The sequence below is a fragment of the Arthrobacter sp. ISL-30 genome (assembly GCF_018613855.1).
In the GTDB taxonomy this organism is placed as follows: Bacteria; Actinomycetota; Actinomycetes; order Actinomycetales; family Micrococcaceae; genus Arthrobacter.
Genome location: NZ_JAGGPK010000061.1, coordinates 44,819 through 58,663, shown reverse-complemented (window position 1 = coordinate 58,663; position 13,845 = coordinate 44,819). Strand labels below are relative to the sequence as shown.

The 13,845-nt window shown below is 61.1% G+C and carries 13 protein-coding genes and 2 pseudogenes; 4 read left to right on the top strand and 11 right to left on the bottom strand.

Going from position 1 to position 13,845, the window contains the following annotated elements; all coding sequences use genetic code 11:
- Positions 1-16: 16 nt before the first annotated feature.
- Complete coding sequence (locus J7E82_RS19840; RefSeq protein WP_214865784.1) at positions 17-1,186, bottom strand: RtcB family protein; 1,170 nt, start codon at positions 1,184-1,186, stop codon at positions 17-19.
- 135 nt (positions 1,187-1,321) lie between these two features.
- Here J7E82_RS19840 and J7E82_RS19835 point away from each other — a divergent pair, with 135 nt between their 5' ends.
- Entirely contained in the window at positions 1,322-1,768 is a 447-nt protein-coding gene (locus J7E82_RS19835; RefSeq protein WP_214865782.1) for a hypothetical protein, read from the top strand.
- 283 nt (positions 1,769-2,051) lie between these two features.
- Here the strand turns inward: J7E82_RS19835 and J7E82_RS19830 are convergent.
- From J7E82_RS19830 to J7E82_RS21125, 3 genes and pseudogenes are all read right to left on the bottom strand, one after another.
- A pseudogene (locus J7E82_RS19830) lies at positions 2,052-3,237 on the bottom strand (IS3 family transposase).
- Positions 3,238-3,877: 640 nt separating this feature from the next.
- Positions 3,878-4,971: pseudogene (locus J7E82_RS19825) on the bottom strand (IS630 family transposase).
- 14 nt (positions 4,972-4,985) lie between these two features.
- Entirely contained in the window at positions 4,986-5,108 is a 123-nt protein-coding gene (locus J7E82_RS21125) for a hypothetical protein (RefSeq protein WP_285289770.1), read from the bottom strand.
- A gap of 506 nt (positions 5,109-5,614) precedes the next feature.
- Between J7E82_RS21125 and J7E82_RS19820 the strand changes: the two genes are divergently transcribed.
- The gene (locus tag J7E82_RS19820; RefSeq protein ID WP_214865780.1) at positions 5,615-6,055 is read left to right on the top strand and encodes a hypothetical protein; all 441 of its coding nucleotides are present in this window, start codon (positions 5,615-5,617) and stop codon (positions 6,053-6,055) included.
- Positions 6,056-6,299: 244 nt separating this feature from the next.
- Here J7E82_RS19820 and J7E82_RS20920 read toward each other — a convergent pair whose 3' ends face one another.
- Together J7E82_RS20920 and J7E82_RS20915 are read right to left on the bottom strand one after the other, a co-directional pair.
- Positions 6,300-6,500, bottom strand: a complete 201-nt coding sequence (locus tag J7E82_RS20920) for a triose-phosphate isomerase (RefSeq protein WP_251042177.1) — start codon at positions 6,498-6,500, stop codon at positions 6,300-6,302.
- 3 nt (positions 6,501-6,503) lie between these two features.
- The gene (locus J7E82_RS20915) at positions 6,504-6,626 is read right to left on the bottom strand and encodes a triose-phosphate isomerase (RefSeq protein WP_251042176.1); all 123 of its coding nucleotides are present in this window, start codon (positions 6,624-6,626) and stop codon (positions 6,504-6,506) included.
- A 478-nt stretch (positions 6,627-7,104) separates the two neighbouring features.
- Here J7E82_RS20915 and J7E82_RS19810 point away from each other — a divergent pair, with 478 nt between their 5' ends.
- Complete coding sequence (locus tag J7E82_RS19810; protein ID WP_251042175.1) at positions 7,105-8,619, top strand: MFS transporter; 1,515 nt, start codon at positions 7,105-7,107, stop codon at positions 8,617-8,619.
- 397 nt (positions 8,620-9,016) lie between these two features.
- Entirely contained in the window at positions 9,017-9,217 is a 201-nt protein-coding gene (locus J7E82_RS20910) for a zinc-binding dehydrogenase (protein ID WP_251042174.1), read from the top strand.
- A 597-nt stretch (positions 9,218-9,814) separates the two neighbouring features.
- Here J7E82_RS20910 and J7E82_RS19800 read toward each other — a convergent pair.
- Genes J7E82_RS19800 through J7E82_RS19780 form a run of 5 tightly spaced genes read right to left on the bottom strand, consistent with a single transcriptional unit; the run spans position 9,815 to position 13,814 of the window.
- Positions 9,815-10,570: an enolase C-terminal domain-like protein gene (locus tag J7E82_RS19800; RefSeq protein WP_214865778.1), complete on the bottom strand. Its 756-nt coding sequence runs from the start codon at positions 10,568-10,570 to the stop codon at positions 9,815-9,817.
- Positions 10,561-10,836: a hypothetical protein gene (locus J7E82_RS21415; RefSeq protein ID WP_374223646.1), complete on the bottom strand. Its 276-nt coding sequence runs from the start codon at positions 10,834-10,836 to the stop codon at positions 10,561-10,563. Before J7E82_RS21415 ends, J7E82_RS19800 begins: the two co-directional genes overlap by 10 nt.
- A 42-nt stretch (positions 10,837-10,878) precedes the next feature.
- Positions 10,879-12,069, bottom strand: a complete 1,191-nt coding sequence (locus tag J7E82_RS19790; protein ID WP_308113971.1) for an alcohol dehydrogenase family protein — start codon at positions 12,067-12,069, stop codon at positions 10,879-10,881.
- Entirely contained in the window at positions 12,066-12,977 is a 912-nt protein-coding gene (locus J7E82_RS19785) for a fumarylacetoacetate hydrolase family protein (RefSeq protein WP_214865774.1), read from the bottom strand. Before J7E82_RS19785 ends, J7E82_RS19790 begins: the two co-directional genes overlap by 4 nt.
- A 51-nt stretch (positions 12,978-13,028) precedes the next feature.
- Entirely contained in the window at positions 13,029-13,814 is a 786-nt protein-coding gene (locus J7E82_RS19780) for a 2-keto-4-pentenoate hydratase (RefSeq protein ID WP_214865772.1), read from the bottom strand.
- Positions 13,815-13,845: the final 31 nt, after the last annotated feature.

Here is a 13,845-nt window from a genome sequence, read left to right as displayed (position 1 = left end):
CTAAAGACTCAGCCCACTAGTCGCCTTTTACATTGATAATCTGGCGCAAGGTTGCCTTGACGCTCACCAGCGCCATGGCGTCCTGCATCACCACGTCGATATTTTTGTACGCAGCGGGGATCTCGTCTATGAAGGCGTCGGTGTCCCGGTACTCGATGCCTTTCATGGCTCGGCGCAGATCTTCCCGGGAGAAGGTCTTTCGCGCTGCCGTCCGCGAATACTCCCGGCCGGCTCCATGCGGGGCCGAGTTCAGCGACGGCGGGAACCCTTTACCCTCCACCACGTAGGACCGGGTTCCCATGGAGCCCGGGATCAAGCCTTGCCTGCCCGGGGAAGCGTCGATGGCACCCTTCCGGGAAAGCCATACTTCCTTGCCATAATGGCGCTCCCTGGCCGTGTAGTTGTGATGGCAGTTAATGCGCTCCTTTTCAACTACAGCTTGAGCCATCCAACCCGCCACGGCGTGAATAACGCGATCCATCATTTCCTCGCGGTTCAGCAGGGCGAACTTCTGCGCCCACATCAGTTCCTTGATGTAGCTGTCGAACTCCCGAGTGCCCTCCTCAAGGTAGGCCAGGTCCCGGTCCGGAAGGATGATCGACCGTCGGCGGCAGTAGTCCTGCGCCACGCTGATGTGGTGCTGAGCAAGCTTGTTGCCCACGCCTCGCGATCCAGAATGCAGGAAAAGCCAGACCTGATCGTCCTGATCCAGGGAAACCTCAATGAAATGATTTCCCGAGCCCAGCGTTCCCAGTTGGAGCTTCCAGTCGGGAAGGTAGACAGCCGGATTGAAGCCGGCACGGCGGGCATCTGATTCCAGCACCTCGGCACGCCTGCCCGCGCTCTCCGTGAGCTTGCGGTTGTTCTTTCCCGCGGACAAAGGGATGGCCCGTTCGATCGCGATCCGCAGTAGCTTGCGGTCCCTGCGGGCTAGGTCGATGAGATTGAATTGTGTGCGGACCGCGATCATCCCGCAGCCGATGTCCACACCGACGGCTGCAGGAATGATGGCACCAACGGTCGGGATCACTGATCCCACCGCCGCCCCCTTGCCCAGATGAGCATCCGGCATGGAGGCAAGGTGTGGCCAGACGAACGGCATGGATGCTGTTTTCAAATTCTGGGCCAACGTCGCCTGGTCGATCATGGAAGCGAAGTTGATATATTTTCCGTTGACCTGATCCATGCCGGGTTCCCTTCCGCCTGCGCTTCATGCGGGCATGGCGCCACGATAACCCCTGAGGTAAAGCTGTCGGCCGTTCTCGCTGGGTCCGCGGAACGTCATGCTGGGCGCACGATGCAGAACGCGCGAAGATAGGCAATGATCGGCTCAGCAGAAAGGTACCGTTTGAGGACCCGTTTGCGCGACCTCAGCCCCCGTGAGGTGCACCAGTTGGCCAGGAACCGTGCCGAGGTCAAGCGCTATCGGGCAACCCCCACCGCAATAGAGAGGCTCCATCAAGCACTGATACCGACCGCGGGCTCAGCTATGCGGGATGATCAGACGGCTGCACGTTTCGGGTTGAGTGGCGGCGGTGGGTTTGTCGATGGGTATGCAACGGCCCGCGACGGCGACCGATTCGCCGCCGCCCTGGGCATGGTGGAGGATCCCAGCGGCAACGTGGTCATCCGCGAAACCGCCCTCACCGAACCGTTTGCATCGCAGCGGACCCCCTTGGCTGCTGTCGCGGTCGACTTGATGGACTCGCTCGCTACCCACGAACGTTCAGCCGGCGCCCTTGTTCTCAAGGAGCTGCTTGGTGGTTGAACCAGTACTCCTTCAACAGGACGGAGGCCGACTCTCGGCGGACTTGCGAGCTGTAGACCTCAATCGAGGATGATGCCCCGGCGCACCGTTTTGTCCGCGGCAGCGACCGGCAGGGACGTGCCATTGATCTATGAGGACAGTAGGAGCTATTTGCAGGGGAACTTTAAAAAGTCATTTGGGACCATACTCGACCGTTTGGCACAGACCTTTTCCGATGCCAGGGATATAGCCGCGAGCTGACTGGGCTGCTTAGGAGTTTTCGGACAGCGGATTAGTATTTTTTCTACGCTGCCGTGACCGGCCGCTGGTAACTATAGTGGACTTCATTCGGCCGCTGGTAGTTGAGCGCTGAATGGCGCCTGCGGCTGTTGTAGAACCCCTCGATGTAGCGGATTATGTCCTTGCGGGCGCGTTCCTTCGTGGCATACGTCGTGCGGTACACCCGCTCGTTTTTCAGAGCCGAGAAGAAAGTCTCCGCCTGGCTGTTGTCCCAGCAGATCCCGGTTTTCCCCATGGATGAACGCATGCCCAGCCCGGTGACCAAGGCCCGGAAAGAGGCCGAGGTATAAACGCTTCCGCGATCGGAATGCCAGATCGCGTTGGGCTCAATTCGTGTCGTTGCGGCGGCATTGGACAAGGCCCGTTCCACGAGCTCGGAGCGCATATGGTCCTCGATCGCCCATCCGACGACCTTCTTCGAATAGCAGTCGATAACCGTGGCCAGGTAGATAAACCCCTGCCACGTATGCACATAGGTGATGTCCCCGACGAACTTAATGCCAGGACGAGCGGCGGTGAAGTCGCGTTTCACCAGATCCGGCATGGCCTCGGCCGCTTCGGCGTCGGCGACCGTCGTGGTCCTGAAGGGTCGTGGCTGGCACGGTACCAGGGCCTCCTGCCGCATGATCTGGCGCACCAGCTCCGGGGAACACTCGATGCCCTCGCCGACCAGGTCCGCGTGGATCCGGCGGTACCCGTAGGTCCCGTCCGTTTCCATGAAGAAATGCCGCACACGGGCGGCCAGCGCCTGTCTGCGGGCCGCGGTGGCCGAGACCGGGCGGGATCGCCAGTGGTAAAACCCCGAGCGGGAGACCTCCAGCCACTGGCACATCTTCAGCACCACCGCGCTTTCGGCGTTGCCGCGTAGGAGTCGATGAATTCATACTTCGCCACTACCGTGGCTCCCTTGCGAAGTATGCGGCCGCTTTTTTTAGGAACGCGGCCTCCGCCTTCAGTTCCTGATTTTCACGTTCCAGTTCCTTGAGCCGGGCACGTTCGGAGACGTTCAGCTCCGGCTCCGCCTCGGCGCCGCCATGCGTTTCCTTGTACTTCTTCAGCCAATTACGCAGCGTCTCGGCACCCACACCGTATTCGGCGGCAACCGTCTTGATGGGCTTGGACGAGTCGATGACTTCGCGGCACAGTTCATCCTTGAATTCCTGGCTGAACCTGCGACGGGTTGATGACATTCTGGTGATTCCTCATTCCGGTAGTCCCCATCATTTCATGGGGTACCACTGTCCGAAATCTCCAGGCAGCCCAGACGGCCAAGGGAGTAGTGCTCTGTCTCGGCGGCAGCACCCGCGTTCCAACTAATCCGGTAGGCCGGCTGCTGTTGAACGTTTTGGGAATGGTGGCCATTGACACAGCAGGGACGAGTGAGAGTAGGCTGGTCGATTTCTGTCGTTGCCGAAGACGGTTTCACCGCCGATAGCCGTCCCATTTGGTTCTTTCCTTGGGCTAGTTTCTGGTCCTTTTGTGGCCGTTGGTTTCGTGTGTCGTTCTGGGTAGGGGACCAGCCGCTGGGTTGAGGGGACGGAGTGCAACCTGGGGGACCGGTCCCGGTCAAGAAGTTTGTGAGGAAGAAAGCGACGTTAGTCGCGCCGAGCGAAGTTTTTGACCAAAGAGGGCCGGCGCGTAGCGCCCCTGGTTGCGGGGAGGGCCCGCCCAGCGATCATAGGGATATCAGAACGACTTGCAGCCATGTTCACCTGATTATTCATTGGTAGGTCCCACCGCTTGTGGCAACTTCCGATGAGGGTGCTCGTCTTTCGAACGGTCGGCTTCGCAGTTGTCTGGTCATGTCATGAACGCGGCGCCCCAAGGGATCTAGTGTCCTGCGCCTGAAATTCGCTTCATTAATCTGGCCATGCTGGCAAGGATTTCGTCTGCGGTTTGGTCCAGATGAACGGCTGTGGGTTCTCGTTCCATCCTGTGGCCCAGGCGCGGATGTCGCGTTCGAGGGTCTGGATGTTTTTGTGGACGCTGCGTTGGAGCAACTGTGTGGTCAGGTAGGCGAACCAGCGCTCGACCTGGTTCATCCAGGAGGAGCCGGTCGGGATGAAATGGACGTGGAACCTCGGGTGGCCGGCCAGCCAGTTCCTGATCGCGGGGCTCTTGTGGGTCGCGTAGTTGTCGCAGACGAGGTGGACGTCCAGCCCGGCAGGGACTTCGTGATCGATTTTGGCCAGGAACTTCTTGAATTCGATCGCCCGGTGCCGGCGGTGGATGGAGGAGATGACAGTGCCGTCGTTGATGTTGAAGGCGGCGAAGAGGCTGGTCGTGCCATGGCGGAAGTAGTCGCTGGAGCGCTTCTCGGGCATGCCGGGCATCATGGGCAGTACGGGTTGGGAGCGGTCCAGGGCTTGGACCTGTGTTTTTTCATCCACGCACAGCACCACCGCGGTTTCGGGCGGGTTCAGATACAGGCCGATGACGTCGTAGACCTTCTCAATGAACAGTGGGTCCTTGGAGAATTTGAAGCCTTCCTCCACCCGGTGGGGCTTCAGATCGAAGGTCTTCCAGATCCGCCCGACGGTCGATTTCGACAACCCCGTCCGGGACGCCATCGAGGCCCGGGACCAGTGTGTCGCGTTCTGCGGCAACTGCTCCAGCGTCGCAACGATGACGTCCTCAACCTGATCCACCGAAAGCCTCGCGGGCCGGCCAGGGCGGGGCTCATCCACGAGCCCATCCAGCCGCTCCGCCACGAACCGCTTCCGCCACTTCGCCACCGTATGAGGCTCCACCCCCGTCCGTGCCGCCACCTCCACGTTGGTCAGACCGTCAGCGCTGGCCAACACGATCTTCGACCGGACCGCCAATGCCTGGGACGACTTCGCCCGCCGGGCCCACCGCACCAACGTCTCACGCTCGTCCTCGGACAATTCCAACGGCACCTTCGGCCGCCCAACAGTCGCCATACCCCATTCTACAATTAGGAACCGAATTTCAGGCGCAGGACACTAGCCTGTTCCGTCCGCGCTGCGTTGCCGCCGTCGGCAATGCCCAGGTCCAGAACCTCATGGGCGGTGCTTCCGGTTAGAGTCGCGTTGGCCACAGGACAGAGCCGCCGCGCCCCTTGGTTAAGGAGCGCGGCGGCTGTTCGGAATTGTTCGGAATCTGTCAGAAGGGCGGTGTTGACAATGTCAACGGCTTTGGCGTCGGACTGGGTCGTACATCGGCCGGATTGGCTCGGATTGCTTATGTTTTCTGGAGTTCCCAGTGTTCGCAGGGGCCGGAATGCGGTTCGAGTCCCACCTCGGGCACGCGTTTTCCCCCAAGCCGGGCGCGGTTTTTGGGGTGTTTGGCGTGTGTACACTGTACACACGCTGCGGGGGGTGCTCGGACCTGACTCCGTAGGCGTATTCAGTTGTAGCTGGCCGTTCCTGTGGCCGATGCCTCCGTTCTGCCGGGTTGGGCGATGTTCTCGCTTTTCACTTCTTCATGGTCCTGACTGTCCGGAGCGACATGACCGAGTTCGCGATCGGAACCAGGGGTCGTATGCCGTGAGTTGCGGGTTTCTGAATTCCATATCTGTTCATGGTGACTTTCGCGGGCTACTGCATGACTCAGAAGAAGTTTCTGAATCTTTTTTTGTGGCCGGTTCCTTGGCAAGGATTCCGGGTTCCTCGGTCCAACGTTCATGGTGTGACCGGGGTGGGAGCTACATGGCTGGTGCTGATCATTTGCGACATGGGCACATGGGAGTGCCTGAGCGGCCTGGTTACGCCACGGGGCGGAGGGCAAGATCTTTCCGGATGGGGGAGCGGCCTCTGGCCAACCCACTTCATCACGGCCGATGTCCGGCTCGGCATGCGGACGACAGGCGTTATGACGGATCCAACGGTGGAAGCGGTGATGAACGACCTGATGGATCTCGCTTGGAATGCTGTCTATGACCTGCTTTCGGGGGCGGGGGACTGCTCGGTGACGTTATTCACGATCGTGTACTCGCAGCCTGTGACGGTACTGTTCCCCGGAAAGCCGCTAACCAACAACAGGTAACTGCGTGACGACCGGCCCATGATCCCCCCACCGAGGGCAGCATCACGAGTACTGCTGCACGCCAGCAGCCGAACCCCAAGTCGCCAGCGCCGATAGGCCGATATCAGCCCTTACGTCGTTACATGCCTCGAGTAGCAAGCGCACGAGTCTTCGGCCATCCTTCGCACGGTGCCGTTGCTTCTCCAGCAGCCCAACGTTGCATAGGCTTGAGGACTGCGGACACAGTTGGTGGCGTAAGTAGGGGTCAGGTGGCAGCGGTGACGATGCTGTCAAGTTCTGCAGCGTCCAGGCTGGCCCCGCTGAGCGAGGTGCTGTCCACATCTTCCTGTTGCAGTAGCTCAAAGGCATTGTTGGCCTTGACAGGGCCGCCGTACAGAATCCGGGTCGTGGCGGCGATATTCGAGGAGAACAGTTGAGGTAGTTCAGTGCGGATTGCAGCGCTCATTTCCTATGCATCTTCCGGCCCTGCTACCTCGCCGGTTCCGATGGCCCACCCGGATTCGTAGCCTACTACGAGCGCGGCCGCCTGCTTGACCGTGAGACGTTCCGCTGGCCAGAGTGTGCTCTGCACGGGTGCCATCTTTTCGGATGTCCAGGCGTTCGCCCGTCCGCGAAGGTGCTCAAGATGAGTTCACGCGCGTCTACTTCCCCTACCCACCCTTCCCCGTTCGGCCCGTTTCCTCTGGTGATCAGGTCTCTCTCTAGTTCTCCGGTCTATGGCCGCAGTGCTCTGTTGGAACTGCTAAGAGTTCTTTTTTGGCGAGCAGGCTGAGCCGGATTGACTTTGATGTGGCACATGCCATAGTTTTGAACATGACGTTCGGAAAATGAACAAGTTGGTTTGATGCTTGGGCTCCTGGCGTCGGCCGCGCTGACATCGCAGACGATCCTTTCGTCCCGTTGGAACTTGCACGATGTACGAGCAAGTCCATAGCGAATCCACCTGTTTCGCCGGGCCCGGGCTGGTGCTGCCATCGTCGGGCCCGCACTTTGGACGGTCTTGCGCCGTGACGAACTGCGTTTCTCATTTTTAGGAAAGAAGGACAAAGATGTTCCATCAGTCCAGATCACAACGCTCGGTGTTGCCCAAGACGACACGTCGACTGCAGATGGACGACTGCATCATCGTCGACAAGCGCGAACTGCGAAAGGCGCATGTCGGCGCCGGAGTGGGCAACTTCATCGAGTGGTACGACATCGGGATTTACGGATACCTCGCGGTTACTATGACGTCTGTTTTCACAGAGGGCATGGATGAACGAATGGGCCTGCTGGTCACGCTTTTGGGATTCGCTGTCTCCTTCGTCGTGCGTCCCCTTGGCGGAATGATCCTCGGCCCGCTGGGTGACAAGATCGGGCGCCGCAAGGTGCTCTTCTTCACGATGGCTATCATGGCCGCGGCCACTACCATCATCGGCCTGCTGCCCACCGCCGGGCAGGTCGGCCTGTGGGTCATCATTCCTCTCTACCTGTTGAAGATGCTGCAGGGATTTTCGACCGGCGGCGAGTATTCCGGCGCGGCTACTTACATCGCGGAATTCTCCCCGGACCAAAGTCGCGGATTCATGACCTCGCTGCTGAATTCCGGTTCGATGCTCGGTTTCGCGGCAGGTGCCGGCGTGGTGGCTGTAACGACCACCATTACGGCTTCGCTGTGGGGCGACTCGGCAATGCTGGATGGCGGCTGGCGCATTCCGTTCCTGATCGCCCTGCCTCTAGGTATCCTGGCCATCTCGCTCCGCCGTCGTATCCCGGAATCCCCCAGTTTCGAGGTTGCTCATGAGAAGACCGAGAATGAGGATGTCGACCCCATTTTCGTCCGGCACAACCTGTCGAACATCCTGAAGTATTATTGGCCCCAGATCCTCATCGGTTGTGCGCTCGTCGCCGCCGACGGAACCTCGGCCTACATGCTCACGAGCTATATGCCCACTTACCTGGAAACACAGGTCGGGTCGCACGCGGTGCACACCGCCGTGGCCGCAGTTGTTGTGCTGGTGCTGCTAGGTATCATGATTCCACTCGTGGCGCGCTGGTCAGATCGCATAGGTCGCCGCCCCATCTATGCAATGGCCACCATCGGCAACCTCATCCTGCTGGTGCCAGCGTTCTCGTTGATGCACGTTGGGACCCTGTGGTCGCTGCACCTGGCACTGTTCCTGGTGTCGGTGCCTAGCGCCTTCTTCCTGGCGCTGACGGGCGCAGTGATGTCCGAACTGTTTCCCACGGCCTCACGCTTTGGGTGTGTGGGCGTCACGCACAATCTGTCCATTTCAATCTTTGGCGGCACCACGCCGCTGGTCAGCCAGATCCTCGTCGAGGTCACCGGAAACTCCTACGCACCGGCGTTCTACGTTATGTTCTTCTCCGCCGTCGCGCTCATTGCGCTGCTGAAGATGCGCGAGTCGGCTTCGCGGCCGCTCCCGGGTTCGGTGCCGGTGGTGTCCAGCCGCGACGAGGCAGCGACGCTAGTGAAGGGACAGGACACTGACGAGCGCATCGACACGACGGCCATGTTGCTCACGCCCGTGCCGACGGCGTCTGAGAGCGTCAACGCCCGCTGACCTATCGTTAGTGCCGGCCCTGCCGCGCGGCAGCGGGCAAATGGCGACGACGGCACCATTGGAAACAGGTAGGCCACCGTTACGGGGACCACAGAACCAATGCTCCAGTCATCACCGAGGGCGTAACACTACCTCGGCACAGTGTTTCCATAGTTCAACGGCCCTTTTGGGCTTGTGACCTGTGTACAGTGTCCGCACCTTGCTCGGAGATGGCTCGAACGCGTTTCCGCGTGTGTAGTTTTCGCCAGCCTTGTCTGCCGCCAGTTCCTTCCCTTCGTATTCTTGGCCGGACTTTGCTGCTCTACAGGTTCCTGCTCTGCTCAGACCGACACGACATGACGATGGAGGATTCTGCGAGCGATGTGCCCTGGAGAGTGGGCTTTGCGTCGGTCGGCTGTTGCTCAAGCTCCGCGGCGCCACGGTGACCACCACGACGTTGACCCCGGAAAAGGCCGACTTGTCCCGGAAGGCCGGCGCCGATGATGTTCTGGAGTACGCGCACGTCCCCGAACACGTGCGTGAGCTGATCGGTGGTCGTGGCGTCGTCGTCTACGATGGCGTCTGCAGGGACACCTTTGAGGGATCCTTGGACCGCTGACTGTACGTGGGACACTCGTGCTCTTCCGCGGAGCCGCGGGGCAGGTGCCGCCGGTCGAACTGCAGCAGCTCAATGCCCACGGTTTCCTGATAGTCACCCGCCCTGAGATAGCCGACTTCGTGCTCGACGCGTAGGAACGGCGCTGGCGCTCTCACGAAGTGTTCGATCTGGTCGCCGACGGACGCTGAAGGTCCATATCGGCGCATTTCCACTTGGAGCAGGGGCCTGCGAAGCGCACGCCGCCTTGGGATCCCGGCAACCACAAGGCAAGGTCATCCTGCTCCCCGCGCCCACCGACGCCGGTGACTAGATAGAAGCTGATCTGGACGCAACGCCGGTTGGACATCTCCGCTGCAGCCGCATCTGGCCGCCGATGCGAAGACCCGGCCGGAACCGTTCCTTGAGGCGCCGGCCAACTGTGCCGAATTTGATGTCCCGGCCCTGGCCGGGGCAGGTCCTATCGCAGCCGCCCAGTAACCATGAGGTATGTCCAGTCGGGACATGAAGGCCCCGCGGAGGAACTCGCTGAAGCTAGGATCAACGTAGCTGGTCAATCTGCGATCCAGTCCCACTGACCGCGTGTTTCTCCCCCCGCCTTCAGGGAGGGGAAAGCCGTCCGGCTATTCGCCCCAGATGGCTACTGGCTCGCCGAGTACGTCCTCGTTGACGTCGATGCCCAGTCCCGCGGCCTCTGGGGGAAGTATTCCGCTGTCGCTGCGGACGGCGTTGAATTTCGCAGTCTCGATGGTCACCATCCATGTCTTCGCAGTCGAGGACGCAACGGAGCAGCCGTGCTGGTACGGTCTCCCCGAGGTGGGCGATTGCAGCGAAGGCGATCGCTGATCCGACGGTGTCCTGCACTGCGAGGGTCAGGCCAGCGGCACGGCAGATGTCGCGTTGGCGCCGGCCGGGGGTCAGTCCGCCCGCTTTGGAGATTTTTAGCCCAACCCCATCAGCCGCGTCGTAGGCGGTGGCAAATGCGATGTCGTCATCTTGTTGGGCGAGCTCGTCGATCATGATGGGGTAGGGGCAGCGCTGCCTGAGCGATATGGTTTCGCGCCAGGTGGAGCATGGGGCCTCGAGGACGAAGTCCAGGCCTGGTGGCAGCATGCGCAGCATCCTCAGGGCCGTTTCGGGCACTAGCCCTCCGTTGGCCTCGACAAGGAAGAATTCACCATGGCGTTTGTCGGCCAGGCAGGCGGCGATTCGCTCGGCATCGAGGGCTGGCTCGCCTTCGCTGTCCAGGGCTCCGATTTTTATCGAGTGGCCGCGGTAGCCACAGGCACGGTGTTCAGCGACGCGCTGGCGCATGTCTTCAGGATCTCCTGCATAAATCGAGGAGATCATGGGCATGGGGGTTCCAGTGGAGCCGCCCAGCAGCTCGCAGACGGGCAAACCAACCGACTTGCCAGAGAGTCCCAGCAAGCCACGTCGAGTGGCGTTTTGGCATGGTTGTGTCCGACAAGTGCGGTGTCCATGACCTCGTTGATGCGGTCCACTTGGCGTGGGTCGCGGACGAGGAGCGCGGGGGCCAGTTCCGCGATGCCGGCCCTGGCACCACGGGCGTGTGAGGCGATGTACGTGGATCCGAAGGGGGTGCTTTCACCCCGCCCCTGCATCCCGTCGTCGCAGGTGATCCTCACGATCGATGCGCGTGATCTTCACTGCTCGGCCTCCGTTTCATTGGGATCGAGTGTCGGGTCATGGGGGGTGACGGACGGTGGGACGAGGACCAGCTTGCCCGTGTGTTTCTTGGCGAGGAAGTCTTGCTGGGCCTGTGCGATCCCGCTCAATGGATAGGTTTTGGAGACGACAGCGCGGATTTCATTTCGCTCGATGTACCCGATGAGGTTTTCAAACACTTCGTTGTCCTGGAAAGTGCACCCTAGAAGCTGCAGATCCTTGAGGTAGACCGTGCGCAGGTCGATCTCGACGAGGGGGCCGTCGATGGCGCCGGCGATCGCGTATCGGCCCCCGGGGCGCAGCAGTTCCAGGAGATCAGCGGTCTGGGGTCCGCCCACGATGTCAATCACGACGTCGAGAGAGTTTCGGCCGAGTGCAGCGACGAGATCAGCTCCCCGGTCAATCGTTTGATCGGCTCCTTGAGCCAGGACTTGGGCCGCCTTCGCCGGTGAGCAGACGGAGAGTACCGATGCGCCGCGGCGCTTGGCAAGCTGGACGGCGGCGAGGCCGACCCCGCCGGACGCCCCTGTCACGAGGACCCTTTCGGCCCCGACGCCGGCACGGTGCAGCATGTTTTCCGCCGTCGAATACGCGCACGGTATCGCGGCCAGTTCGGCATCGCTCCAGTCGCAGTCCACGACATGGGTCTCCCGCGCTGGTGCCACCGTGAACTGTGCGAATCCGCCGTCGCATTCACTGCCAAGTGTCCAGCATTCGTAAGGACGGTAACCGACGTAGGTGCGGAGCATGTTCCGAACGAGGACCCGCTCTCCGATCCGCATCCGGGAGACTCCCTCGCCAACTGCCACGATGCGCCCGCAAACGTCCGCGCCCTGGATCCGGGGAAAGGTCAATGCCTCACCGGACCAGGTTGCGTCGGACGTAGTGATAGTCGTAAACCCATCTGATCCGCCGGCGTTGGTCCCCGAGGATACGCTCTTCGAGTACCAGCCGATCCGCGTGTTGATATCGGTGTTGTTGATGGCGGCGGCAGCGACTTGGATGAGTACCTCTCCCTGCTGCGGGCTGGGAAGGGCAACGTCGGTGCGGTATTCCAGCTTCTCCAAGCCGCCGTGGCCTGTAAGTATGACTGCGGCCATGGTCGCGGGCAACGAATCCTCGCTCCTCAGTTTGAGGCCTTGCCCGCCTGCTTCTTCGTTAGTGCTCACTGAACTCCTTTGTTCATGCCCCTGAACCGCCCCCTCCCGGGGCCTGTTCCGCTCTCCTGTCGAGCCTGCATCCTGTGACGCATTTCGCCTACGCCTCGCATATAGGTGACAAGTTCGTCTCCCGCTGTGAGGAATCGCTGGGGCACGCGTCCGACCCCTACTCCGGGCGGGGTGCCGGTGAAGATGACGTCTCCGGGCAGCAGCGGGGTGATCCTGGACAGGCGAGCGATGATTTCGGGAACCGGGAAGACCATGTCGGACGTGTTGCCTTTTTGAACCAGTTCGCCGTTGATGGAACAGCCGAGTTCGATGCTGTCAGGGTCTTCGAATTCGTCGGGTGTGACCAGTAGCGGGCCGATCGGCCCGAAGCCGGGGAACGACTTCGCAAGGCTGTACTGCGGTGCTGGTCCCGCTGACTGCATGGTGCGTTCTGACAGGTCCTGTCCTATCGAAAGCCCGGCAACACGGTTCCAGGCCTCTTCGACGGGAATGTGCCGCCCGCCCCGACCGATGACCGCCACGAGCTCGACCTCCCAGTCGACAGTTCCCTGCGGGAGCGTGATGCTTCCGTAGGGGCCGGCCAGAGAGCTGGCAAACTTCGTGAATACCGTGAGATTCTCGGGCACCGCGAGCGAAGCTTCCGCTGCATGGGCGGCGTAATTGAGCCCGATCGCGAACACTTGCCGCGGTTGTGGTGCCGGGATGCCGAATTCCTGGCGGGGCACTTGGGACAGGGGCTTTCCGGATGTGTTCTGCAGTGTTGCGGCGACGTCGAGAAGTTCGTCCCAGCGTTCGTAGCATTCCTGGATTCGGGGACTGAAACGCCCGCCGGTTTCCTGTGAGATGTCGATGACTTCGCTGTCTGCGGTGACGAGCTTCAGCCTATTGGAGATGTTGGCCAGGCGCATATGTAGTCCTTTGGCTGAGGGGGCTGGATATTGATTGGCTCATTTTCCGGCTCAGACCGATACGTCGAACTCTATGATGCCCCAGCCTTCGAAGGTCCCTGACCAGCGGCCGGCTTCGTTCATGGGCACTGCTTTAAGGCAGCTGCCAGGGAGGATGACCTGTCCCGGTTCGAACTCGACGTCGTACTCGGCAAGGCGGTTGACGAGCCAAGCGACGGCCGCGAGGGGGTTGCCGAGAATGTTTTTAGTGGTTCCGGCGATTACTTCGCGGTCGTTGAATCGCAGCACCCCGCGGGTATCGCGGAGGTTCAGTTCAGTGACACGGCGGGGTGTGCCACCGAGAATGATGGCACCGGTGGAACCGTTGTCTGCGAGCGTGTCCGGAAGGCTGATCGCCCAGTCCTTGACCCGGGAGTCGATGATTTCTATGGCCGGCAGCGCATAGTCGATGGCGCTGATGACGTCAGCGATGGTGGTGTTCGGCCCGCGCAAATGCTTTCGCAGCACGAAAGCCGGCTCGAGTTCCACGAACGGCTCGATGAACTTGTCCCTCTTCAGGGTGGTGCCTTCATATTCGAAGGTGCTGGCCACCAGGTGCCCGTAGTCCGGCTGGTCAAGGCCGAAGGCGTCCTGCATGACTTTGGCGATGTTCCCGAGCTTGTAGCCCACGAGGCAGTCGCCGTTGGCAACTGCATGGCTGACGTTGATCTTCTGCACCTCGAATGCGGCATCTACATCCAGGGCCGGGCACGTCTCTGTGGGTGCCGCGATGGGAGTGCCTTGAAGCCGGGCAGTGCGGAGATTGCCCGCGACGTCTTCGAGCGTGATGGTGGACATGGGCTATTTTCCTTCTGGAGTGTATGTGGAT